We start from the raw sequence: 26,008 nt of genomic DNA on the forward strand, positions 1-26,008 counted from the left end.
TATCAAAGTGTGGTTAAAATTATCACGCTATGTCTATTTACCTTATAACGCAAAAAATCCTCGCCAACACTTATATTAAGTATTATCGAGGATATACTTGGTAGAGATAACTTTTCTCTTAAAAACAGACCCAAAACTTCTCTTAGTAAGCTTTAGGTCTGCAATATATCATTTAATAAGATTATTTTTTAAAGTTAATTCTTAGCATAGTCCTGCTGCTATTGCTTGAACTCTTACTTGTTGATTTTGTAATACTTTTAGTGTTAAATTTACTACTACTTTTTCTGTAAGTCTAGTAAACATTTGTTCTGTAGGATTTGCGCAACTTATATTTGGATTTGTGTTAATATCAACTTCAGTAATATCTGCACTTACTAATTCAGTAAAAGGTTTTTCATTAAAGAATTCTGTAAAGGAAGAACTCTGATCGCAAGTATTACGTCCAATTACTGGATCTGCACAAGCATCGCAACCTTGAAGCTTATCTGTAAAGAATTCTACTTCTCTTGGAGTTGTATTTTGAACAAAAATCGGTGGTCTAAGGAACGTAATTCTTGTTGTAAAATTAAAAGGTACTTCAACTGTACAATGTCTTATATCTCCACAAACATTTGCAGTTCCAAATGTCCTACAAGTTTGAGTTGCATACTCAATATTCTTTCTTATAAAACCTGCTATATATAGTATTCCAGTACCAGGTCTATTATCTTGAGAAAATGGAATAAGACGGGATTGAGTTAAAAATACATTCTTTCTAATTCGTTTAATTTCCATAGCTACTTGGTCTAATGTTATAGTAGCTTCAACAGGAATAGTTACATTTACCTCTGCTAATACAACTGGAACCTTAACAACTACAGGTCCAGCCGGAATAACAGCAGGAGCTACAGCAATTTGTTCGGTTATTGATTGTGGTTGAGATTTAACAACTGCACAAGGTTGTTTTACACATTCATTATCATTTGTATTTATTGTGTTATAATTCATAATAACATTTCCTCCATTTTTATTTAATTAAAATCTAGTTAGTGAAACCTTATACTACATAATATACGAATCCCCCTTTTTTGTGCATATATGAATAAAAAAATTTCTTCTATATAATAAAAATGTGGTTACAATTATTAAGTTATATCTATTTACCTTATAACGCAAAAAATCATCAATAACACTTATATTAAGTATTGTTGATGATTTTCTTAGTAGAGTATTCTTATCTTTTTGAATATCTTAATATTGCAATACCATTATCCATAATATACTGATCTAGATGTAAATCTATTTTAGGGTTATTTCCAAGAAATAAAGGTCTACCTTTGCCTAATATTGTAGGAATTATTCCGATTATATACTCATCAATAATATCTGATTTAATGAAATTATCTACAAGACCACCACCACCAAATAAGAAGATATCTTTACCTTCTTTTTCTCTTTCTTCTTCTATTACTTTGCATATATCTCCATTTATAAAATGTATATTATCATGATCTTGTAATACTTTTGATGTTGCTACATATACTTTTTTATCCTTAAAATCATTATGAAAGTTTTGATCATAACAGTTTTTTCCCATAACTACAATATCTATGTTCTTTAGAAACTCATCATAATTCCATTTCTTTTCAGTATCTAATTTATTATCTCCATCTCCAACTATCCAATCATATCCTCCGTCTTCTGAGGCAATATATCCGTCAATGCTTATTGCTAAGTTTAATATTATTTTTCTACTCATATCTTTTCACTCCTTTTTTATATTTCTAAATATCTTAATTGTTTTTTAATAGAATTTTTCATATTTAAAGTTTATACTTCATACAAAATATATTATAACTTATAATAGTTGACACCATAAATAATAAGCTTTCTCATAAATAATTATCTCCTTTTTCCTTTTAATTATAGATTAATCCCATTCCCATCTAGATAGTAATAAATCATTAATAGTAAGTATTATATCTTTTTTATCATTACTTCGCATTTATAATTTTCTTATATTGCGATTTTAAAAACTCAATGATCTCTGTCTTTTTTAGAGGTGACGAGTGCCCCAAGAAGCAAGTATCAAACTCTAAGCTCTCTAACATATTTATAAAACTTTGTAATTTAACTGAGTCATACTTATAGTTATTATAAAAATCTATACTGTAAGCATCTCCAATAAATAATACTTTTTCTTCTGGCACATAAACTATAACAGAATCTTCTGAATGAGGTGCAATAACATTTTTTAAAATAACAACTAATCCACCTAAGTTTATTTCTAAATCATTTTTAAATACTATATCAGCAGGTATAACTTTTATATCTTGAAGAGATTTATATTCTTTACGAATATTAGTATCTGCAAATTCAATATCCTCACCAGTTAAAAGACGTTGACTCATTGATTCTTCTGTCCATTGCCATTTAGACATAATCTTTAATCTTTCATTAGTTATTTCACATGCTATTGTTTTTCCTGTAACTGCATTCATACCATAAGTATGATCCCAATGCCAATGAGTAATAGCCACATAATCAGGTAATCTTAAATTTAATTTTTCTATAGAATTATTGAATTTTTCAACATGATTTCTCGAGTTTCCTGCGTCCACCATTAAAGAATACTTATCTCCTTTAATGTATCCAATTAATGGTCTATCCACTTCTTTATCATTTTCAAGAAAATAAATCCTTTCCGTAACTTTTGTTAATGCCATAAAATATCCCACCTTTTTTAATATAAAACTTAAAAATCCCCACAGACGAACAATATCATCCATGGGGATTGTATTTACATAAAAATTTTTTATTACATTCAAATTAAACTTAATACAAAATATATATTTATTAATATTCATCGTAATATAAATAATCATATATATTTTTATATATTCATTTGTAGTTATTTCATTTTTATATAAAAGAGTTTAATAGAAGATATTGTTCTTAAAATGCATTATTAAACAAAGCTCTATTATAGAACTTTCAAAGCATTTTAAACTATTTAATTTTAATAGTTTAGTTAAGAACTATTGTGTACATCTCCTCAAATCTCCTTTTTATATAATTATAATTTTATTTAAATATATAGTTTAACTTTGCTATTGTCAAGAAGTATTTGGAAAACTATTCCATAAAATCTCATCTTCTCCTAAATTATAATTTATTCCTTCAACTATATAATTTATTTGGCCTGATATTACATATGCAATTTCTAAGCTATTATGCCAATGCATTGGTATAATCGTTTCTTTTGATATAACTAAATATACAACTTTAATATATATTTGATTTCTAGTTTTTGAAATAATATAATAATAAATATCAAAATATAAATTAAATTGTATTATTATGTTGAAAAGGAATTTATTTTATGAGAAAAATTTATTTTATTACAGGTGCATCTAGCGGAATTGGTGAAGATGCTTCAAAAAATTTATTAAAAGAAAATCATATAGTTGTAGGTTGTGGTTTAGAACCTACTAGTGCTTTAAGTGATACTAATTTTATATATTTTCAAGCTGATGTTAGAGATTCAAAAGGTTTAAAAAATTCTTTAAAAAGTGTACTAGATAATAATGATATTAAATCAATTGATGGAGTTATTACTTGTGCTGGTGTATGTGGAGTAGCTGAAGATATATATAATACAAGCGAAGAAAGATTTGCTGAACTATTTAATGTTAATGTAATAGGAACTTATAACGCTATTAAAGCTTCTTTAGATTATTTAACTAAAGGAAGTATTGTAACTATATCTTCTAGCCTTGGAACAAAAGCTGTTGCAAATTGTATAGCTTATTCACCTGCTAAAGCTGCTATTTGTCAATTAACTAAAAATCTTGCTTTAGAGCTATCACCTAATATAAGAGTTAATTGTGTTGCTCCTTCTTATATAGATACTCCTATGACAAGAAGAGACAAAGAAAAAGATGCTGTAAGAAATGCTCTTGTAGCTAATTATCCATTAAAAAGAATTGGTTATGTAGAAGATACTACTAATGCAATATTATTTTTACTTTCTGAAAAAAGCTCTTTTATTACAGGGGAAATTTTAAGAGTAAGTGGTGGTGGACATCTTAGATAGCTGACTATTTAAAGATTAGTTTTAATTTGTTAGGTACAAAGAGACTTTAGATAATTTTGTGTAACTGTAATTTTTATTTATTAGCTAATTTTAAAATCAAATTGAACTAAATAAAAAGGACAAGCTAATTGTAGTGATAACCTTATCCTTTTAAATTATTGATATTATATGAGGTGCTAATGGGAAGTTTTATAATTATTTTAACAACAATTATTGCTCTTGCTGTCTTAATTGTAAGAAGCGTAAGAAATAATAGGAAGATAAAATCTGTTTTAGGAACACTTATAGTAGAAATTAATAAAACCTATAAAGAACTTTTTAAAGGGAGAACTTTGCTTTATAAAATAACTCAAGGTGGAATGGTTATATGTGGTGAAGTATTTGCATTTATAACTATATTTACAACAATTATGAGGTATTTTAATACACATTTATCCTTTGGTGTAGAATGGTTAATAAAAATACTAGCTATAATAATATCTTTTATAATTGTTCATTATTCAATAGGCTATATATTATTTGTTAGTTCTAAAATTCATAAATTTATTTATAAAGTTGAAGATAAAAACTTAAAACTAGATTTTATATTAAGCTATTTTATTACAAGTACATTTTTAGCTGTACTTATAGTTTTTCCAGATCAGTTTAAGAAAAATGCAGCTATAGGAATTATAGGAGTTATAATTTGCTACTATTTAAATATAAAGGTGTTAATAACTCTTATGAGAAAACCACACAACATCAAATCAGAAAAGGAAGAAAAAACTAATTTTGCAAGAGTACTAATAGCAGCTATTTTAGTGTTAGTAATGCTTGTAATGAATATGTATTTAGCTGTTTGTTTCGTAAATGCCCTTGCAGATGGTGCAGCGTATTTAAATGCTACAGGAAGTTTTGATTTATTTTATTACACAATGATTACTTTTACTACTATTGGATATGGCGATATAGTACCAGTAACTACATCAGCTAAAGTAGTAGCTATAGTGATTTCCATAACAAGTGTAATTTGTTTAACTGTATTTTTAGGTAGTATTTTATCATATAAAGAGAAATTTGATTCATAAAATCTATATTTAAGGAAGCCTAGAGGATATGTGGTTACAGAATTCATTAATATATCTCATCCCCTTAGTTAATCGAAAGGTATTAATACTTCTACTAACCTTTTTCATAAAAAACACCTTAACCAAGTAATATCAATGGTTAAGGCTCTTTTTTCTGCACATTAGATAGCATATATCATATCATTATCAGTAACATCTAATTGATATGAATACCTAACTTTAACACTATATGGTACTAGTTTAATGTATCCATCCACTATAAATATTGATGGTCCATTTTCTTGAAGAAATCCACCTTTGGTTCAATAAATCTAAACTTATGGTTTTCAATATCTTTAAAGATTGTCCTAAGTTACTAAATTATAAAAGCTACATGCTAATTAAAATAAATATCAGAAAACTCAATGTTTACCTTTTCTACATTAGAGTATTTGCTTTTTTGCTTATTATTCAAAGTTTTATCTTTATTAGTGCAAAATTCCATGTTAGAGGGAAGTTTGACTATGAATTCACTGCCTTCGCTATAGCTGCTTTTAACCTCGATTGATCCATTATGCAGTTCTACCAGTGCTTTTACAAGGGATAATCCAATACCGCTACCTTCCTGTTCCCTTGTAAAAGATTTATTTACCTGTTTAAAACGTTCGAATATGATATTTAGCTGATCTTCTTTAATTCCTATACCGGTATCCTTTACGGAAAAGGAAATACCATTCCCCATATCTTTTAAAGATATATTAATAATTCCAGCTGGATTGCTAAATTTAATTGCATTTGAAAGTAAGTTTAATACAATTCTCTCAATTTTATCAGGATCAAAACACATTATTTTTTCTTCAATATCTGTATCAAAAACCAACTCTAATCCTTTGCTTTGTATATATGGTATTACAGAGAGTGTTATATCCTCTATTAAATTGACAATATTACACTTTTCCATACTCGGCTCTAAAAATCCTGCATCGATTTTAGTAATATCAATCAAATTATTTACTAATCTTATTAATCTATAGCAATTTTGTTTTATACTTTTTTTACAATTTACTAATTGAACTTTATTTTCATTAGGTGAATTATTATAATATAAGTCACCTAATTGTATTGAACAAAATATTATGTTTAATGGAGTTTTCAATTCATGAGATATATTTGCAAAAAATTCTGTTAATCTTTTCTCTTCATTTTTTCTTTTTGTTATATCTAATCCAATACCAATAATATTTTTAAATGTGCCATCTTCATTTTTTATTAATTGAGTATTCCAAAGTATAGTGACTAATGAACCTTGCTTACTATAAAAAGATTTTTCAATTTGAGTTGAGAATATTTCTGGGCTTAGTGAACGAATGTAGTTCAATATTTCATTTCCATCTTCTTCTTTAAAGATAGTATTCATCCATCCATAACCTAAAACTTCTTCAGCAAGATACCCTGAAAGCTTTTCTCCATATTTATTGAATTGAACTAGAAAACCATCTTGGTTCCAAACACAAATTATAGCATTTGCATGATCTATTATGGTTTTAGAAAAAGTTTGTTCATTCTTTAATTGTTCCTCAGTGTTTTTTTGATAAGATAGATCTGTTAAAGAACCTGACATTCTTACAGGAACGTTTTCATGATTCAATATAGCAGCCCCACGTATTAAAACCCACTTATATTTGTCATTCTTAGCTTTAATTCGAACCTCCTGTCTAAAATGGCTATTATGTCCTTGTAAGTGGAATCCCAATTCTTTTATGAAATACTCTCTATCTTCAGGGTGAATAAATTCCTTATAATTGTAGCGGTAAAGGTTAAATTCAGATTTTGTATAACCTAAAATCTGAAGTAACCTATCTGAAGCATAGAAAGTATTTTCTATAATTCTGTAATCCCACATTCCATCATTAGAACCATATAGCGCAAGTTCATATCGCTCATCAGAAAGCATAAGCTTTTTTTGGGATTCTAAAATTTTCAGTTGACGTAAACCTAACTCGCTAACAATTTCTGAGAGATGTTTTAGAAACACAAGCACTTTTTCATGCTCTTCTTTATTAACAATTGGAATTTCATCTAAAGCTTTTAGATAAGCATCTTCATCAAAACCGAATTTTTTTGCTTGCATCCGAAAGAATTCTTTATCTGGTTTTTCGAAAAAAATTTGGCCACTAAAGATAGTGGCAAGAAAGATTCCCTCTAATACAATAGGTGTACCGATATCTATCAAACCATTTTTGCATTTATGATTTATAATAACGTCTTTATTTTTTAGCTCTTCAAGCATGAATATATCACTTTCAATACACCTGAGTTTAGATTTAGGATTTACTCTATGAAACTTTGTACACATATCTTTCCAACCTGTTATGGTGAGAATGGTTCCATCTCTTGAAACAATTCCAGAAGCAATACCAGTTGAATGATAAAAGCTATCTAATAATTTTTGAAGCTGATTAATATCTACAAGATCTGTTAGTTCGTATTTCATAATATCCCCCCGAAAATACAAATGGAATTGATACATAATCTCTCTAATTTATACAAAATAATCTATTTTTCTATTTAGCACGTTAATATATTCTACATTTAACTAAAAAATCCCTTTTTTTTAAAATATTATAATAGCTAGTATATTATTAATAACCTATTATAGATTTTTCAATTGCTAATTTAATCATAGTAGAACCCACACCTTATCTAAAATAATCTTCATGAACAGATACTGGCGTAAGCATTACTGTTTCAGTCTTTTTGATATACTCTTTATATAGTTACTTCTCTTTTAATTTCCACTATATATTTACATATAAAAAAGACTATAAAAAGCATTCCACTTATTATAGTCTAAAACTCTAATTATTTTCTTTTGACTTAATCATTTTATGCATTTCATCATTAATCACATTATAGATAGCCTTAGCAACGCCTAAATTGTCATTGCTATCTGTTATGTACTTAGCTATAGCCTTAACCTCTGGTATAGCATTCTTCATCGCAACAGTTTCTTCAAATATTTCAAACATTGAGTAGTCATTAAAACTGTCTCCAAGGATCATAACATCCTCCATTGCTATTGACATATTCTTAGCTACTTTTTCTAAAATAATTCCTTTTTGTGCATTTACATCAGTTATTTCTATATTATCTCTAAATGATGATGATATTGCTAATCCCTCAATTTCTCCAATAACTTTTTTCATCTTATCTATAAATTTTATATCTTTATGGAATGCTACAAACTTTCTTACTTCTATTCCACTTTCAAAGAATTTATCTATATCATCAATATACTGTAAGCATGTGAAAAATTCTTGATTTTTAGCTATTTCCCTTGCCTCAGTCTCTGTTAAATGTTCATTGAATATCATAGTTCTAAATACAACTTCTTGAAATGCTTCTTCTCTTGTAGATGTAGTAAATACTCCTTTATCTGTAAATATACGAGCTGACAGTTTATTTTCATCTAATATCTCTGTTATCTTTTTCGCATTTTCTTTCTTTATATTTATAACGTCTAATATATTTCCATCCTCATCTCTATATTCTGCTCCATTTGAAAGAATACACTGAGCCTTTATATTATTCTTCTCTAATAGCCCCTTAACACTCTCATATTCTCTGCCTGTAGATATTGCAAATATTATACCTGCTTCTTCTGCTTTTCTAATTGCATCAACAGTTTCCTTATCTATGTCATGATCATTATTTAATAAAGTTCCATCCATATCTGATGCTATAAGTTTTATCATTAAAAATTCCTCCGTTAAAAATCTATTTTATTGTCTATTATATAATAACATATATTTATGATATTATATAAAAAATAAACTTTCTTGATTTAATTTTCCATTTTCCAAACATAAAAAACCCTTACCTGCACCTCTAATACAAGTAAGAGTTCTACTAACCTAAGCTTCTAAAAATTCCAATTTTTTAGCTAACTAGTCTATTATCCTGATTTCCTTTACGTTCTTTTGCAAACTCAGCTACTGCAGTGTAAAGTACATCTGTTGAGGAATTAAGTGCTGTTTCACAAGAATCTTGTATAACTCCAATTATAAATCCAACACCAACTACTTGCATAGCAATATCATTTGGTATACCAAACAAACTACAAGCAAGTGGTACTAATAATAATGATCCCCCTGCTACTCCTGAGGTTCCACATGCACTTACAGCTGATAATAAAGTAAGTATTATAGTTGTTCCAATATCTACTGTTATACCAAGAGTATTAGTTGCAGCAAGTGCTAATACTGATATAGTTATAGCAGCACCACCCATATTTATAGTTGCTCCAAGTGGTATAGAAATTGAATATGTATCTTCGTTCAGTCCAAGCTCCTTACATAATCTCATATTCACAGGTATATTAGCTGCTGAACTACGCGTGAAAAATGCTGTAATACCACTATCTTTTAAACATTTAATAACAAGTGGATATGGATTTTTACGTATTGCTATAAAAGTTATTATTGGGTTTATCACTAAAGCAAAAAATGCCATACATCCAACTAATACTAATATCAATTGTCCGTATTTAAGTAATGATTCTATTCCTTGCTTAGATATACTATCATACACAAGTCCCATTATTCCAAATGGTGCTAAATTAATTATCCATCTTACTACTTGTGATATAGCATCTGAAATATTTACTATAACTTCCTTAGATCCTTCACTAGCATTTTTTAGAGCAAGCCCTAAAATTACTGCCCAAAATAATATTCCTATATAATTAGCATTAGAAAGTGCACTAACTGGATTAGATACTATACTCATTAGTAAATTATTTAATACTTCTCCTACTCCACTTGGTGGTGTTAAGTTTTCTACACTTGTAGTAAGAACTAATTTAACAGGAAATAAAAAACTACCAATAACCCCAACTACTCCTGCTGAAAGTGTTCCTAAAAGATATAATAATATAACTGACTTCATATTAGTCTTTTTACCTTCTTTATACTGACAAAGTGCAGCCATTACTAAGAAGAATACTAATAATGGTGCTATTGCCTTTAATGCACCTACAAATAATGATCCCAATATTGATATTGGTGCCCCCAAATCTGGAATTGTTAATGCAATTATTATACCTAATATTAGACCTACTATAATTCTTTTAACTAAGCTTATGTTATTCCATTTTTCTATTATTTTTTTCATTTTGCCCCCTTATATTTATCATGTTGTTAAAAAATATAATAAAATAATATCATAATACTGTTTTTACCACAATAAGAACAATATTATTTCAATTTTTTCACTTTATTTATTTTTATTAAACACAGTTCTAATTCCTAAACCTTCTGGTCCATCATATCTAATATACTTATCTATATTTTTTGTTTTATTTGTCATTTGTATAGCTTTATTAGGGCAAAAATTATAGCATCTCATACATATTATACATCTATCTTCAAATATAATTTTATCATCTTTAAAAACTATATTATTAGTAGGACAATTTTTTATACACTATTTGCATTAACTTCATTTCCTAAAAATCTTAACTTTTCAGCAACTTTATTTACTATGAATGCAGTATTTCCTGTTCCACTAAAGTAATAAACTTGTATTCTACCACAATTTGATATGAATAAAATTTAAAAGCTCTTCTATTATAAGCAGCCTTTAAATTTTTTTGCATATTATACGGTATTTTAGCAAATAAAATTGCATCAAGCCTACTCACACAAACATAAAAAAGAAACCTCACTTACCTATGGTACGCTTCACCTCACCATAGGCAAACGCTTTACCTCTTACAATATAACCATTTTAATTTCCATTTCAAATTTTAATTATATTTTTGTTAAAGAAATAAGATAGGCTTTTAAACCTATCCTTTTATTCACATTTCTTAACTACCTATACATATAATAAATCTCTACAGCATCACTATTTCATCTTCATCACTTTCAATATACTCACCTGCATAAATTGGAATTTTATCGTTCACAATAGTTTAGTTCAATTATTGATTATTTACTTGCTTCAATTATTAACATTTCTCTTAAATGTATAATATGTTCCTACAAAATAACATATATAGACCATAATCATCAAAGCAATTCCAAAAATTATACTTAAAATAAATGTAGTATCGCCAACAAAAACAGTAATTATATCCTTATAATATAAATAAAAATTATATATAAATATTGCAACACCAATCATTGCTATACTTATAGGAATTATAAAATACAATGAAACTTGCTTTAATATAATATTATTTATCTCCTTACCTTCAACCCCTAACTTTTTAAGCACATTAAATCTATCTTTATGCTCAATAGAGTCAGAAAGTTGGCTAAGTGATAAAATAGTTAAACTTATCATTAGAAGTACTACACCTAGATATATTCCAAGAATCCTCATAGCTAAAGTTGTAACTAAAATATTATTAGTTTCTAATGATTTTATTCTTGTTCTAATTACACTACGGGATACATCATGTTCTTTACTGTATTTTTCTATAAATTCATTATTATTTTTTCTAAACCAGTCATTAACATAATTATATTGAAAATCATCAGCTTCTTTATAACTCATTTTATTTTTAATATTAGCCATAAAATTAGTCTCTACAAAATCAATCTTATCACATACTTTATCTGGCAAAATTATAATATTCTCTGTATTATAGTAAAAGCCTTCTCCAATGGATTCTTTATAATATGAATTCTCACTAATATTATATTTTTCTCCATTAATATCAAACTGAAGATTTTTACCTATATAATCATTTATAGTTTCATCAGTACTGGCACTATGCCACTGAGTAGTAAATTCATTATCTTTAAGTTCTATTTCTTCATATCCTAGCATATCTCTTAGTTTGTTAAAATCACTTAATTTTATTGCTAAAGTTGGAGTTCTATTTTCATCTGCCTTTACTATATATTTTTCTACCTGGCAATAACTCTTTACATCATGCCCATTACCATTTAAGTAATCTATAACCTCACTATAATCTAATTTAGGTAACTCTTTAACATCATTTATATTAGCTTCTTTTAGAAAATTTGTACTATAACTATTTCTTATATCTATATCATAAGGAACCCTCATATCTAAATATCCAAGTATCCATTGAGCCATTACAATTGATATTATAAAACTCATCATAGCACCTAAAAAAGTCATTGATATTGTAGCCATTAGTATTGGTGCTGTCTTTATTTTAGATACTATTGATCCTATTAAAAATAAATTTGTTCCTTCATATTTAAAATTAACTCTCTTATTTTTTATGTGTATCATTATATAAGAAATAGAATAAAATAGGGCGTAAGTCCCTATTATAAAAGCAATTAGAGATACACCTATATACATTAATGATTCAATACTGTAATCTATTTTTGAATTTAATATTTTAATAGTACAACTGCCACAAATAATATATAAAATTACTGATAATGCAAATATTACACTATATACTTTGCCACTTCTTTTAAACTGAAACTCAACTTGTTTATGTGCATTTAACATATCTATAAGCTTTATTTTTCTTAAAACCATAAAATTATATAATCCTATTATGCAAAACATTGCTATAAAGAATATAAATGTAATTCCTAATGTATCCATATATAACTTGAAGCTAAATGTTACTTCTTGCTTTGCACTTATTAAAACTATGGCTGTAACTGCTTGAGAAAATAAAGTTCCTACAAATACTCCTGCTATTATAGCTAAAACTCCTATTACAAGCGTTTCAATAAAAAACATAAGTGCTACACCTTTTTGTTCTGAACCAAGCAATACGTATGTTGCAAATTCCCTTTGTCGCCTTCTTATCATATATTTATTTACATAAGCTACAAGTAAAATAAGAATAGCTGTAATTATATAAGTTGAATATTGTAATATTAACTTTAAGGCTTTAAAGTTATAAGAGTCCTCAGTAATTAGTTCATAACTGGAACTAGAAAGTGATGTAATTGCGTAAAATAAACTTACGCATATTGTTATAGTTATAAAATAAATTAGATAATCTTTAATAGATTTTTTTGCATTACCAATGGCTAACTTAGCGTACATCTCTAACATCACCACCTAATAATGCTACTACATCTAATATCTTATTAAAGAATTGTCTTCGTGTATTATCACCTTTCACTAATTCCGTAAATATTTTTCCATCTTTAATAAATAATATCCTATCACAATAACTAGCTGTAAAAGAATCATGTGTTACCATTAATATTGTTGCATCTAAATCTTTATTTAAATTTGATATCATTTCTATTAACATTTGAGCTGATTTTGAATCAAGTGCTCCTGTTGGTTCATCAGCTAGAATTAATTTAGGATCAGTTACTAACGCTCTGGCACAAGCTGTTCTTTGCTTTTGTCCTCCTGATACCTCATAAGGATATTTTGAAAGTAAATCTTCTATTCCTAGTTCTCTTGCAACACTTAACACTTTACTATCTATTTCACTTTTTTTAGTTTTGTTTATAGTAAGGGCTAAAGCTATATTTTCATGGATAGTTAATGTATCTAATAAGTTAAAATCTTGAAATATAAATCCTAAATTTTCTCTTCTAAATTTTGCTATATTCTTTTGATTTATTTCTGTTAAATCTTTTCCGTCTAAATAAATATTACCTGAACTAACATCATCAATTGTAGCTATCAAATTTAACAATGTTGTCTTACCTGACCCAGATGGCCCCATTACACCTACAAATTCACCTTTTTTCACATTGAAGCTTATATCATCAATAGCTTTAACTATATTTCCTTTATTTCCATAATATTTTTCAATATTATTTATTCTTAGTACTTCATTCATTCTTATCACCTCAAAGATATTTTAACTTATATATTACCTACTAGATTCGATTTAATATTACTTTTAGGTGACAATGTCGTAACATTGCTAAATCAAAACTTACAAAAGCTTCCCATAGGAAAAGTAATACTAACTTTTGTATAACTATTTATTTCTGATTCTATATCTATTAATAATCCTAATTTATTACATAATTTTTTGCATAAATATAATCCAATTCCTGTAGATTTACTATTTAATCTACCTATATTTCCTGTAAATCCTTTTTCAAATACCCTCTCTAATTCATCAGAAGGGATACCAATTCCATTATCTTCAACAATTAATTTTATTCCATTTTTTATATCACTTACATATACCTTAACTTCTGGATTTTTATCATTCCTGTATTTTATAGAATTTACTATTATCTGATTTAAAATAAATTCAAGCCATTTGCTATCACAATAAACTTCTTTATCAATATTATCAATTTCTAGATTTATATCATTTAAAATAAAGCCTTGCTTATTTCTAGTAATTACACTGTTTACACAATCCTTTAGACTTATTTCCTTAATAAGATAATCTTTATCCACCTCTTCACTTCTTGCATAAAACAAAGCTTGTTCTACATATCTATCAATTTCCTCCAATTGCATAAGTATTGCTGAACTTTTAGCTGTCCTATTATTTTCTTCCATTAATTTTATAAGTGAAATAGGCGTTTTCACTTCATGAATCCACTGTTCTATATACTCTTTATAATCTTTAAGTCTTAATTTTTCTTTATTAATTTCTTCTCTCATAGACTTGCTGGATTTTTTTAGAAGATAATAATATGGCTCTGCTTCGAAAAATGGTGGTACTTCTAATACCTCACTTATTAAGTATTTCTTATCTATCTTTGATACAGATTTCTCTATTAATTCAAAATAATCTTTTCTTTTTCTATAAGAAATAATACAGTACATAAATAAAACAGTAATCCAGGATAATACTATTATCATTACTGCTTTAAATTCATTACCTATACTAAGAAGAAAAATAGATAAAGCTATTACTCCTATAATATTTAAGAATATTGTTCCTGTCTTACTTTTTAAGTAATCTTTAAAATTCATATCATATACCTTTGTCCTCTTTTACGTAATGGTAGTTTTAGTTTTCTTAAAAGAATTCTTCCTTATATCATATAACCTTGTCCTCTTTTAGTTTTAATAAAATCCTTTAGCCCTATTTCCTCTATTTTGTTTCTTATTCTTGTAATATTTACTGTAAGTGTATTATCATTTACAAACATGGAGCTGTCCCACAAATACTCCATTATCTCAGCCCTAGATACAATTTTTTCTTTATTAATTAATAAGTAATATAATATTTTTAACTCATTTTTTGTTAGCTCTTCATTATTTCCATTATGCTCAATTGTGCTTGATAAAATATTTAACTTTAAACCATTATAATCAATCACATCTAAATTATTTTCATTTGGATATGCTCTTTTAATAAGTGAATTTATTCTAGCTAAAAGTATTTGAGTGTTATATGGTTTTGTTATAAAATCATCTCCACCTAAAGTAATAGCCATAAGCTCGTCTATATTTGTATTTCTACTAGTTATAAAGATTATAGGTATCTTTGAGAAACTTCGTATTTCTGTACATATTTTAAATCCATCATCCTCAGGTAAATTTATATCTAATAAAATTAAATCAGGGTTGTTTTCTTTTACTATTTGAGGTATCTTATCAAAAGCCTTTGGTTTCAAGATCGAATAACCATTTATTGTTAATAGGTTTCCAATTTCATTTTGAAGTTGTTCATTATCATCTATTATCATTATTGTAAACATAATTTTTTCTCCAATTATAATTTGTTTTTCTTATTAATTATTTTATCTTACTTAATTATATAGCTAGAAAATAAATATAGTAAACATTCGATTTGTTTGAATTAATATGTTTTTAAATTATTTTCCTCTAAGTAAATCTACTTTGTATTTATTTTGGTTCTACATAAATACGCTTCACCACACATTAAGTAAAAAAGCTATATATCCCCACGCACAATATAATTAAGCTTATTTCAAATTCAAGTTTTCATCATAGTAATATTAAGTATTCTCCTAATTTTCTACATCAATCAAATTACTCATATATTCTATTTTACCATCCAACACATCATCGTAGAAAGATTGCTTATTGTCAATGAAATCAATACATTCATTAAGTTCATTCATTTTCTTTAATAAAGATTCTTTTAATTTATCAAGCATCTCCTTTCTCTGAGCAATTGTAGAAGAACCTTCCATGCAATAATTCATATACAATTTCATATCTTTGATACTCATACCGCACTTTCTTAGACATTGCAACCCTTTTAACCACGCAATATTCTTTTCATCAAAAATTCTATAGTTATTTTTATCTCTTTTTACATTTGGTACTAAACCTTCTTTACAATAAAATTTTAATGTTTCATAAGATATTCCAACTTGTTCACATACTTCTTTTGTTGTATACATAAAATTCCCTCCTAATTTAATAAAAGCTCTTGCTCGGTAGCTACTACCTACTGGTACCATTATTATAGACCACAAAATATTAAAAATAAAGGAGAAATAAAAATGGAATATGTAACTTTAAATAATGGTACAAAGATGCCTAAGGTTGGATTTGGAGTTTTTCAAATCACAGATAAAGAAGAATGTACTAAGGTTGTGCTAGATGCTATTGATGTTGGATATCGCTTAATTGACACAGCACAAGCCTATGGAAATGAGGAAGCGGTTGGAGAAGCTATTCTTAAATCACCAGTACCTAGAGAAGAATTATTTATTACTACTAAAGTATGGATTAGTAATGCTGGATATGAAAAAGCAAAGGAGTCTATTGAAGAATCTCTAAAGAAAATGAAATTAGATTATTTGGATTTAGTTTTAATCCATCAACCAGTAAGTGATTACTATGATACTTACAGAGCTATGGAGGATTTAAATAAAGAAGGTAAAATTATGGCAATAGGAGTATCAAACTTCTATCCAGACCGTTTAGTTGACCTGGCTTTATTCAATGAAGTTACACCTGCTGTAAACCAAATTGAGATTAATCCATTCCACCAACAATTAATAGCACAGGAGGTTAACATCAAGTACGGGGTACAGCTACAAGCATGGGCTCCTTTTGCTGAAGGAAAAAATGGAATGTTTGATAATCTTACTTTAAAGTCAATTGGGGATAAGTATGATAAATCACTTGCCCAAGTTATTTTAAGGTGGTTACTTCAAAGAGGAATTGTTCCACTAGCAAAGACAGTGAATAAAGAAAGAATGAAACAAAATATAGATATTTTCAATTTTGAATTAAGTAAAGATGATATGAATACAATCTCTGCTTTAGACAAAAAAGAAAGCTCTTTCTTTAACCATCAAGAGGCATCATCTGTAGAGATGTTAGCTAGTCTTAATAGATAAGATGAACTATAAATGAAGGTACTGTTAATAAATACTTGGTTATCTTAGGTATGCCAGTTGCATCAAACAATATTTGAATATGGTGCATGGTAACTCTTCTGAAGAAGTAAAACAAGATTTAGAATCAATACAAACAATACGTGCATTAGGTAAAAATATGGCATTCTTAATGAAAAGTATTAAATTGGTAAAGAACAATTTGCTTTACCTGAAAAAGAAAATCATATCTTCACAAATTTTATTAAATAGAGAATAAATTAGCATATACTAAAAATTAAGAGAGGTATATATGAAAAAGATATTGTACTTAATGAGACATGGACAAACATTATTTAATCTTAAAAGAAAAGTTCAAGGGTGGTGTGATGCCCCATTAACTGATTTAGGAATTAGACAATCTGTTATTGCTAGAGAGTACTTCAAAAACAATAGCATAGCTTTTGATCATGCTTACTCATCTACATCTGAAAGAGCTTGTGATACATTGGAGTATATTACCAATATACCTTATAAAAGACTAAAAGGACTTAAAGAATGGAACTTTGGTATTTTTGAAGGAGAAAGTGAAGATTTAAACCCACCATTACCTTATGGAGACTTTTTTGTTAAGTATGGTGGTGAAGATGAAATTGAATTGAGAAACAGAGTTGCTAAAACCCTTCATTCAATTATGAAGAATGATGGCCATAATACGGTTTTAGCCGTTTCACATGGGGCGGCTTGCCGTCAATTTATGAGATACTGGGCTCATACTAGTGATGTTGAGCAAAAAGAAAGACTAGGTAATTGTTGTATTCTAAAATTTGAATTTAAAAATGATGAGTTTAAATTGATAGAAATAATAAATCATGATTTTAGTGAATTATCTTAATCAATAAAATTTAAAAGTTCTTCTATTATAAGCAGCCTTTAAATTTCTTTGCATATTATACGGTATTTTAGCAAATAAAATTGCATCAAACCACTCACACAAACATAAAAAAGAAACCTCACTTACCTATGGTACGCTTCTCCGTATCAGTAGTAAGTGAGGTTTACTAAACTATTATCATTTTTCAATATTAAAAATCTTAAAACTAACTCTTGGTCAGATTTAGTTCTAATTCTCTCTTCTTGTAAATTTTGAAATCCAAATTTCAGCCTCTGCAATATTATTAAAGGTTCTAAAATTGTTTCCTTTGTTAGCCTCCATAATCATTTCTTTAAACCTATCATTGTACCTGCCTTCATCTTCTATAATAACAGCAACTTTTACATGATAGTTTATAAATTTTTGTAATGCCATACCTGCTAATCTTGTCTTAAGATTAAAAAAGTCTTCAGATAATACATTTGAATGAAGCATAATTGTATAAACGTCATTTTCCATACAAATAGATATACAATCCAACACATCTTGCTCTGAAGAAAGTTTCCATACTTCAGAAGCAAACTCAATATATTTATTATTATTTGTATTTACTATTCTATAATTCAAAACATTCACTCCTCTTATAAATTAGTTTATTCCACAAGCATAGAAATAGAATTTAGCATCCCTTCAATAAAGCTTACACTCCCCCATAATAGAATTTTTAGCCTGTTTTCTTTTTCATTATATTTCATATTGATTGTTGATTTTCCCATTTTAGAATCTTTACAATTCATTACTGCTATAAGGGTATTTGATATTCTAAAATATTCTTCTTTATCTACATCATTTATATCAACAACAGTAGATACATTTACTTTTTGATTTATAGTTTCTTTAACTTCTCCATTAGTAAAAAAATCAATATTTGACTCTTCAGCAATATTTTTATCATTTATATTAACATTATTCTTTTCAATAAAAAGACTTAAATCATGACCTGAAATTCTCCATTGCTTTCCTACTTTACTTGCAGCAAGCTTTCCATCTGTTATAAACTTTCTTATAGTTTTGTGATGCATACCTAATATTTCTGCAATTTTATCTATTGTATAAAATTGATTTTCCATAAAAAATCTACCCTTTCAAAATTAATTTATAGTTAAATTATAATAATTCATTTCACCCTAGTCAAGCACTTTATTGTGTTTTGTTATACTTTATTATACTTTATTGAGTTAAAATAAAGAAAACTTGCTACGCTCATGACTTTTCTTAATTGTAATTTAGTAGGAATTCAACAAATTTTTTTTGCATCCTAATACTTATCTACTTATCTTTGTACTATTAATTATTAAGCATTTTTCCATAATAAAATTCATTAACATTTGTCCTTATTGTAAAATAATTCAATAATTTCCTTGCAATCTTCTGACCTATACATTCTTGTATTCATTTAGAACCACTCCAATGTTTTACAATTTATATTTTTGTTTTACAACTCAAATTTTACTATATAACTATATGAATTACAGTTATGCTTACTTTAAATATATTACTTATGATACAATATTTTCACCTATAAAAATAGTCCTAACCAAGTAATATCAATGGCTAAGACTGAAAACCTCATTTACTTATGATATGGTTCTCCGTATCGGTAGTAAGTGAGGTTTTTAATATTATTACTCTGTACCTATTCAAAATATAATTTTATTTTTTTACTCCTTTTAACAAAACTAGTAATTATAATAAAATATTAACTTTTTACTTTTAATATATTATGAGCCTTCATTGCATTGATGAAGGGGTATAAATCTTCTGGTTTTCTAATATGTGGAGGCTCCATAATAAATACTCTATCTATATGTATAAAATCTACTATTAGACAAATAATAGTTTTGTGACCATTCAATTAGAAGGAGAATTTTATGAATCTAATAACGAAAGGAAGTAATATTATTATGGGAATTTTAAGTGGAAATCCTAAAGATGAGCCTTTACATTATGGCGAGGTATTTGGATTATGGAGCTCCTTATCAGTTGCAAAAGGTGCATTAGACAGCTATCAAGTTTTTATTAATCATACTGGTGACCAAGAGTTAAAAGCATTTTTAAAACAAGTAATTGAATCATCAATCAAACCATCAATAAAAGACATAGAAGAAGTATTACTGCATAACGATATCGCGCTTCCACCCACACCAGCAGAACGACCTGAAGCAGACCTTGAACAAATTCCAGTTGGCGCGAGATTGCAAGATGCACAAATAGCTTATATAGTAGCTGCTGATATAGCAGCAGCTGTTGTAGCAAGTAGTCAAGGAATGAGTCAATCAATTCGTGAAGATGTTGGGTTATTATTTGGCCAAATGGGTGCAAAAAAAGCAAAAGATGGTGCAGCATTATTACAAATCATGAAAGATAAAGGTTGGCTAGTTCCACCACCACTTCATCATGAAACAAAACAACAATAATTAATAATAAGTTTGTAAAAGGGTAGAAAAACAGATACAAATATCTGCTTTCTACTTTTTTTATATTATTTAACTAACGTAAGGCGTTAGTTGTAGAAGAAAAGAAGGCGAATCCTAAAAATAATGGATTCGCCTAGAAGTTAACCTTATCCTCTTTTTTTGTACATTTAAATGGTGGAGCCGAATCTTATTGAACCACTGTATTACAAAAGACCTCATTTATTTATGATACGGTTCACTTTTGTTAATCCTAAAGATACTTTCTCGTTTCCACTTCTTGATACACTCATTTCTATAGTATTATAAATTCTTATGAATTTTATTGTATTTATTATTAATAAAAAGCTTTTATTAGAAATTTTTAAAAGTTATAGTTTTCTGCATATTTAAATAGTAGATAGATATTTTTTTATTTAACAAAGCCCTAATAAACCTAGTAAAATCAAGGGTTTAGAAAGGGGGTCACGAAACGCGACTCCCTTTGAATATATAAAATCCACTTAGCAATGGAAAGCCCTAGTCCTATACCACCACTTTTCTAACTCTTGCAATTAGTAAACTTCCTTATTTGTTTCTTTTACTATTCAAACATTATTTCAAAGGCGTATCTTTTTTACCTAGATGTAATAATATCCTTCTAGTTTATCGATACTATTGATTTCATAAGTAATTATGCTATACTAGTCTAAAATACTTATTATACCAATAAATATTTTTTCTAATTATTATCTATAGATAGTTCTATAGTACGTAACTTACACTAAATAGCACTTGCCCTTGAATATAAATTAAAAGTTTATTTAATAGATAAGATGTATAATAAATTAATCTATAAAAAGGAGTGTAGAAATATGGTTGGAGTAGAAATTGATATGGTTGTAACAGATAGCTTAAAAGCTTTAGAACTATATAAAAATATATTTGAAATTGAGACTGTGGAGGCTACTAAATTCCCTAAAGGTGAAAATGAAGTTATTTTCAATTTATATGGTGTACGCTTTCATATGTTAGACGAAAATCCACAATTTGCACTGAAAGCACCAACTAAAGATAATCCTAATACAATTTGGTTTAACATTTTGGTTCCTGATATTAAAGAAACATATTTAAAAGCAATGAATGCAGGTTGTACCGAAATACAACCAGTAACAGAATTGACTAATTATGGTGTAGCAAACGCTATATTTAGTGATAAATTTGGCTATCAATGGATGCTACATCAAGTATATAAAGAAGTTAGTTTTGAAGAACGTGTACAACTTTGGGAAGATCAAAAAGAATGTAACTAATAATCTTTAAATCTAAAAATAGTATAACCTTCTATGATAAGATAAAATCATAGAAGGTTATTTTATTCTTGCACCATCTACTTTATTCTATAAGCAAGCCTTCTAGAAAACCTTCCTATATTTTCAAAAGAAACTATATTGCACAATAACTCAGTTAGCTTTCCAAACTTCCTATAAAATAAATTAAAAGCTAAAAATGGAATCCATTGTTTTTTAGATTTTGGTAGTCTTTTCATTATATTTTTAAAGGTGTAGACCTCTTTATATATCCATAGATAGCCATTATATAATTCTTCTGCTGTCATATTCTTTGGTTTATATACCACATGTGCAGTATTATAATTTGATAAATTATAGTCTACAATTCTATTTTTCTCTATTAATGATGAGTATAACTTTGTGCCAGGATATGGGGTAAGTATATGCGAAGTCACCGTCTCTATCTTATTTTTAACTATCCATTCTAATGTATTCTTAAATACAGAAACATCATCTTCATCTAATCCGAAAACAAAACTTGCATTTATCATTATTCCTCTTTTATGAATTTCATCTACAAGTTTCTCATATCTGTTTACACTATTTTGCACTTTATGGATACTTTCTATAGACTTACTATTTATACTTTCAAAACCTATAAAAAGACTTTGACAACCTGATTCTTTCATTTCATCTAATAATTCAGGCATGTCCACTATATTAGAAGTAACCGCTGCATTCCACTTTAATTTAAGAGGTTTTATTTTCTTTAATAATTCTTTTGTCCATTTTGGATTTCCAATAAAATTATCATCAATAAACATTATGTGTCTTGTTTTTAATGCCTTGATATCTCTGATTACATCGTCTATAGGTCTATTAATATAAGTTTTAAGTGAATTGGTGCAACTATTATAGCAGAAATCACATTGAAAAGGACATCCCCTACTTGTACTAATTATATTTGTATATAAATATTTTTTATTATCAATAATATCATATTTGGGTGATACTATTTCACTACCATCAATATTTTCCATATCATAATATATCTTTTTAAGTGAATTATTTTCTTTATCCTTAAGGATTTTTGCCCAAACTCTCTCAGCCATTCCTACACTTATTGCGTCAAAACTGTTAGCCGCACCCTCTGGATCTGCAGTAATGTGTATCCCTCCTGCAATTACTGTTACTCCACGATTTTGAAACTCCTTCGATATTTCCACTGCTCTATTCATAACATCTACAGTGACAGTTATTGCTACCAAATCTACAGGCTCATCAAAATCTATCTTTTCAACATTTTCATTCTCAATAATAACTTCATGCTCTTTCGGCGTAAGATTCGCTATTGTTAATAAAGCTAATGAAGGAGACATTCTTGTTTTTAACTTTGTGTCCATAGGTCTTGGTAGCATTGCAGGTTGAATTAATTTAATCTTCATATATTACCTCCTGAAATAAACCTTACTTAACATTTAACTAATCTACTATGTATCATTTCTGTATTCTAAAATATCACCTGGTTGGCAGTCCAAAGCTTTGCATATTGCCTCTAAAGTTGAAAATCTAATAGCTTTTGCCTTTCCATTTTTCAATATAGAAAGATTCGCCATGGTTATTCCAACCTTCTCTGTAAGCTCTGTTACACTCATTTTCCTTTTAGCCAGCATCACATCAATATTGACTATAATCGCCATGTTATTCACCTCACACTGTTAAATCATTTTCTGACTTTATATCAATAGCATCTTGTAAAAGCCTTTGAAGAACAGCAGAAAAAACTGCAACCACAGAAGATGCAAAAATAATTATGATTGGGAATGCTACGAGACCTGGGGCATCGTCTGCATCTGCTATGGGATATAAGAATGGTGTAAGTCCTACATATATAACGCTGATTGTGATTGCACAGTATTTTATATACTTTAAAGCATTTACAGATAATTCCGAGAAAGCTTTGTTCTTGTCAATATAGATTAAAAGTTTTAAAGCCTGATACAGAGCAAAGAAAAACGATATTGCAGTTGCATACACACCAATTAAAATAGGATATGGCAAATAACCTGCAAATCCTGGAGCCCAAAATATACACAGGGCAAGAACTGGAATCCCAATAAGAATAACAGCTATCTTTAAGAAAATTGTTGAACATCGTTTCATATAAAAGCACCTCATTTTCAATTTCTATGTATAAGATAACATAGTTTTTATCGTTTATCAATCAATTTTTATTGATTTTAATTGTATATTTATTGATTTATTTCATATACTCAAACTATATATCAATTACTATAGTATTATAAATATTAAGCCTTCTTAAAATATCTATAAACTAAAATAGCCCACCACAATACTTGTATCAGTATTGTGGTGGGTTTCCAATGCCATCTCTTATAATAAATGCTTATGAATTTTATTGTATTTATTATTAATAACAAGTTTTTATTAGAAATTTTAAAAAGTTATAGTGCTGAATTTAAAATGTCACAGTCTTATCAGCCCATTCAACCATTTCTACACAGTCAATCATTGTTGAGATAGGACAAACTTTAGTTTCATTCATATTTCTAGATTTTAAACAAGTTCCACATGCTAAAATCTCTCCTCCAACTTCACTAAATTCTCTAACTTGTTCCGCTACATTAAATTTTTCATGGGTAAGTGTTTCACACTCTACAGCTTCTCCCATTAAAAACACTTTTACTTCGTGGCCACTCTTCTTTGCAGTTACTGCAAATCTAAATGCATTCCACGCTTTTTCAAATTCCTTAGTTTCAATAATAACTCCAAGTTTCATTTTTATTCCTCCTTAATAATTTAAAGTTTTATTGATTTGATCAATAACAGAATCAATTTCATCTTTAGTTGTATATCTACCAAGACTAAAACGTACGGCTCCACGTCCTACCTCTTCCGAAACTCCCATTGCCTTTAACACAGGTGATATTGAAGTGTTACCAGAATGGCAAGCTGATCCTGTAGAAGCTAGAATATTATTTATCTTACCTAAAACCTCATGTCCATTAAGGCCTAAAAAGCTAATATTTAGCGTATTAGGAAGCTTCTTTTCCAGATGCCCATTTAATTGTATTCTTTCACCAAATTTTTCTTTAAGCTGCTGATAAAAATAATCGGTTAATAGTTTCACTTGATTATTTTTTAGTTCATTCTTTGCAATTTCACATGCTTTTCCAAGTGCAACATCAAAAATAATATTTTCAGTTCCTGCACGTCTTCCACTCTCATGACCTGCGCCATGAATTAGTGGCTCTATATTAATACCTTTCTTGATGTACAATGCACCAATCCCCTTCGGTGCGTATAGCTTGTGTCCTGCAATAGTTAGAAAATCTACTCCTAGGGTAGTAACATCAACAGGTACTTTTCCTAATGATTGTGAAGCATCTGTGTGTAATAAAACCTTGTGCTTTCGGCATATTTTAGAAATCTCCTCTATTGGCTGAAGAGCACCTGTTTCATTATTAGAATGCATAACTGTAACAAGTATAGTCTTATCCGTAATCAAACTTTCAAGTTCTGAAAGATTAACTATTCCATATTTATCAACTGTTAAGTAACTTATTTCATATCCTAATTTCTCAAGATAATGACATGGGTTAAGTACTGCTGGATGCTCTACTTGTGATGTTATAATATGATTTCCTTTATTCTTTAATATATGAGATACTCCTTTGATAACCATATTATTTGATTCACTTCCTCCACTTGTGAAGATTATTTCTTCTGGTGAACAATTTATTAATTCTGCAACTTGTATCCTTGCCATTTCAACAGCCTTTTTGGCAGTAGTGCCTAGCTCATGATTGCTAGATGGATTCCCATAGTTTCCATAAATATATGGTAGCATGGCTTCAGCAACATCCTTATCTATAGGTGTTGTGGCATTATAATCTAAATAAATCATATAATCATCCTTTCTATAAATTTCTTTAATGGTATTACTACGTGTTATCTATAAATTTAATTACCAGCCTTTTTAGCAATTGTATTCTTATTCTTATCAGT

General features: G+C 27.9%; 25 protein-coding genes and 2 pseudogenes. 7 read left to right on the forward strand and 20 right to left on the reverse strand.

Translation table 11 applies throughout. The features are described from left to right. Positions 1-201: 201 nt before the first annotated feature. From ACH36K_RS14930 to ACH36K_RS14945, 4 genes are all read right to left on the reverse strand, one after another. Complete coding sequence (locus tag ACH36K_RS14930) at positions 202-987, reverse strand: CsxC family protein (RefSeq protein WP_411168403.1); 786 nt, start codon at positions 985-987, stop codon at positions 202-204. A 226-nt stretch (positions 988-1,213) separates the two neighbouring features. Further along, on the reverse strand, positions 1,214-1,738 hold the full coding sequence (locus tag ACH36K_RS14935; protein ID WP_411168404.1) for a dihydrofolate reductase family protein: 525 nt from the start codon (positions 1,736-1,738) through the stop codon (positions 1,214-1,216). A 235-nt stretch (positions 1,739-1,973) separates the two neighbouring features. Next, positions 1,974-2,705, reverse strand: coding sequence for an MBL fold metallo-hydrolase (locus tag ACH36K_RS14940; protein WP_411168405.1), 732 nt, complete (start codon positions 2,703-2,705; stop codon positions 1,974-1,976). Between the two features lie 390 nt (positions 2,706-3,095). Further along, positions 3,096-3,224, reverse strand: a complete 129-nt coding sequence (locus ACH36K_RS14945; protein WP_411168406.1) for a hypothetical protein — start codon at positions 3,222-3,224, stop codon at positions 3,096-3,098. Positions 3,225-3,361: 137 nt separating this feature from the next. Here ACH36K_RS14945 and ACH36K_RS14950 point away from each other — a divergent pair, with 137 nt between their 5' ends. Further along, a complete protein-coding gene (locus ACH36K_RS14950; RefSeq protein ID WP_411168407.1) occupies positions 3,362-4,075 on the forward strand; it encodes an SDR family NAD(P)-dependent oxidoreductase in 714 nt (237 codons plus the stop codon). A 179-nt stretch (positions 4,076-4,254) separates the two neighbouring features. After that, a complete protein-coding gene (locus ACH36K_RS14955) occupies positions 4,255-5,142 on the forward strand; it encodes an ion channel (protein ID WP_411168408.1) in 888 nt (295 codons plus the stop codon). Positions 5,143-5,518: 376 nt separating this feature from the next. Here the strand turns inward: ACH36K_RS14955 and ACH36K_RS14960 are convergent, their stop codons facing one another. From ACH36K_RS14960 to ACH36K_RS15000, 9 genes and pseudogenes are all read right to left on the reverse strand, one after another. Further along, a complete protein-coding gene (locus ACH36K_RS14960; RefSeq protein ID WP_411168409.1) occupies positions 5,519-7,615 on the reverse strand; it encodes a PocR ligand-binding domain-containing protein in 2,097 nt (698 codons plus the stop codon). Positions 7,616-7,979: 364 nt separating this feature from the next. Next, positions 7,980-8,876 carry a Cof-type HAD-IIB family hydrolase gene (locus tag ACH36K_RS14965; RefSeq protein WP_411168410.1) on the reverse strand — a complete coding sequence of 299 codons (897 nt, stop codon included), beginning with the start codon at positions 8,874-8,876 and terminating at the stop codon, positions 7,980-7,982. Positions 8,877-9,060: 184 nt separating this feature from the next. After that, entirely contained in the window at positions 9,061-10,293 is a 1,233-nt protein-coding gene (gene sstT, locus ACH36K_RS14970) for a serine/threonine transporter SstT (RefSeq protein ID WP_411168411.1), read from the reverse strand. Between the two features lie 201 nt (positions 10,294-10,494). Then, a pseudogene (locus ACH36K_RS14975) lies at positions 10,495-10,602 on the reverse strand (4Fe-4S binding protein); the annotation flags it as partial. Between the two features lie 522 nt (positions 10,603-11,124). Further along, a complete protein-coding gene (locus ACH36K_RS14980; protein ID WP_411168412.1) occupies positions 11,125-13,173 on the reverse strand; it encodes an FtsX-like permease family protein in 2,049 nt (682 codons plus the stop codon). Beyond that, positions 13,163-13,930, reverse strand: a complete 768-nt coding sequence (locus ACH36K_RS14985) for an ABC transporter ATP-binding protein (protein WP_411168413.1) — start codon at positions 13,928-13,930, stop codon at positions 13,163-13,165. The genes ACH36K_RS14980 and ACH36K_RS14985 overlap by 11 nt, the downstream gene beginning before the upstream one ends. 92 nt (positions 13,931-14,022) lie before the next feature. Continuing rightward, on the reverse strand, positions 14,023-15,033 hold the full coding sequence (locus ACH36K_RS14990) for a sensor histidine kinase (protein WP_411168414.1): 1,011 nt from the start codon (positions 15,031-15,033) through the stop codon (positions 14,023-14,025). A gap of 62 nt (positions 15,034-15,095) precedes the next feature. Continuing rightward, positions 15,096-15,764 carry a response regulator transcription factor gene (locus ACH36K_RS14995; protein ID WP_411168415.1) on the reverse strand — a complete coding sequence of 223 codons (669 nt, stop codon included), beginning with the start codon at positions 15,762-15,764 and terminating at the stop codon, positions 15,096-15,098. Between the two features lie 273 nt (positions 15,765-16,037). Then, a complete protein-coding gene (locus ACH36K_RS15000) occupies positions 16,038-16,436 on the reverse strand; it encodes a MerR family transcriptional regulator (protein ID WP_411168416.1) in 399 nt (132 codons plus the stop codon). A 102-nt stretch (positions 16,437-16,538) separates the two neighbouring features. Between ACH36K_RS15000 and ACH36K_RS15005 the strand changes: the two genes are divergently transcribed. The 3 genes and pseudogenes from ACH36K_RS15005 (at position 16,539) to ACH36K_RS15015 (ending at position 18,255) form a co-directional block, all read left to right on the forward strand. Continuing rightward, positions 16,539-17,384 carry an aldo/keto reductase gene (locus tag ACH36K_RS15005; RefSeq protein ID WP_411168417.1) on the forward strand — a complete coding sequence of 282 codons (846 nt, stop codon included), beginning with the start codon at positions 16,539-16,541 and terminating at the stop codon, positions 17,382-17,384. A 23-nt stretch (positions 17,385-17,407) separates the two neighbouring features. After that, positions 17,408-17,633 (forward strand): annotated as a pseudogene (locus ACH36K_RS15010) (flavodoxin family protein); the annotation flags it as partial. A 40-nt stretch (positions 17,634-17,673) separates the two neighbouring features. After that, a complete protein-coding gene (locus ACH36K_RS15015) occupies positions 17,674-18,255 on the forward strand; it encodes a histidine phosphatase family protein (protein ID WP_411168418.1) in 582 nt (193 codons plus the stop codon). Between the two features lie 228 nt (positions 18,256-18,483). Here the strand turns inward: ACH36K_RS15015 and ACH36K_RS15020 are convergent, their stop codons facing one another. Both ACH36K_RS15020 and ACH36K_RS15025 read right to left on the reverse strand, forming a co-directional pair. After that, complete coding sequence (locus tag ACH36K_RS15020) at positions 18,484-18,861, reverse strand: DUF4180 domain-containing protein (protein WP_322545361.1); 378 nt, start codon at positions 18,859-18,861, stop codon at positions 18,484-18,486. Positions 18,862-18,887: 26 nt separating this feature from the next. Next, on the reverse strand, positions 18,888-19,364 hold the full coding sequence (locus ACH36K_RS15025; protein WP_322545362.1) for a helix-turn-helix domain-containing protein: 477 nt from the start codon (positions 19,362-19,364) through the stop codon (positions 18,888-18,890). Between the two features lie 801 nt (positions 19,365-20,165). On the opposite strand from ACH36K_RS15025, the gene ACH36K_RS15030 reads away from it, so the two are divergent. Beyond that, positions 20,166-20,711, forward strand: coding sequence for a DUF3231 family protein (locus ACH36K_RS15030; protein ID WP_411168419.1), 546 nt, complete (start codon positions 20,166-20,168; stop codon positions 20,709-20,711). A gap of 851 nt (positions 20,712-21,562) precedes the next feature. Continuing rightward, complete coding sequence (locus tag ACH36K_RS15035) at positions 21,563-22,000, forward strand: VOC family protein (protein ID WP_411168420.1); 438 nt, start codon at positions 21,563-21,565, stop codon at positions 21,998-22,000. Between the two features lie 77 nt (positions 22,001-22,077). Here the strand turns inward: ACH36K_RS15035 and ACH36K_RS15040 are convergent, their stop codons facing one another. The 5 genes from ACH36K_RS15040 to ACH36K_RS15060 all read right to left on the reverse strand — a co-directional run bounded on the left by ACH36K_RS15040 (position 22,078) and on the right by ACH36K_RS15060 (position 25,907). Beyond that, positions 22,078-23,424, reverse strand: a complete 1,347-nt coding sequence (locus tag ACH36K_RS15040) for a radical SAM protein (protein WP_411168421.1) — start codon at positions 23,422-23,424, stop codon at positions 22,078-22,080. A gap of 45 nt (positions 23,425-23,469) precedes the next feature. After that, complete coding sequence (locus tag ACH36K_RS15045) at positions 23,470-23,679, reverse strand: helix-turn-helix domain-containing protein (protein ID WP_411168422.1); 210 nt, start codon at positions 23,677-23,679, stop codon at positions 23,470-23,472. 10 nt (positions 23,680-23,689) lie between these two features. Next, a complete protein-coding gene (locus ACH36K_RS15050) occupies positions 23,690-24,142 on the reverse strand; it encodes a DUF2975 domain-containing protein (protein WP_411168423.1) in 453 nt (150 codons plus the stop codon). A gap of 316 nt (positions 24,143-24,458) precedes the next feature. Then, positions 24,459-24,779: a DsrE family protein gene (locus ACH36K_RS15055; RefSeq protein ID WP_411168424.1), complete on the reverse strand. Its 321-nt coding sequence runs from the start codon at positions 24,777-24,779 to the stop codon at positions 24,459-24,461. A 12-nt stretch (positions 24,780-24,791) separates the two neighbouring features. Then, entirely contained in the window at positions 24,792-25,907 is a 1,116-nt protein-coding gene (locus ACH36K_RS15060) for a cysteine desulfurase family protein (protein ID WP_411168425.1), read from the reverse strand. Positions 25,908-26,008 lie beyond the last annotated feature (101 nt).

It is taken from the genome of Clostridium sp. MB05 (assembly GCF_046581255.1).
Lineage (GTDB): Bacteria > Bacillota > Clostridia > Clostridiales > Clostridiaceae > Clostridium.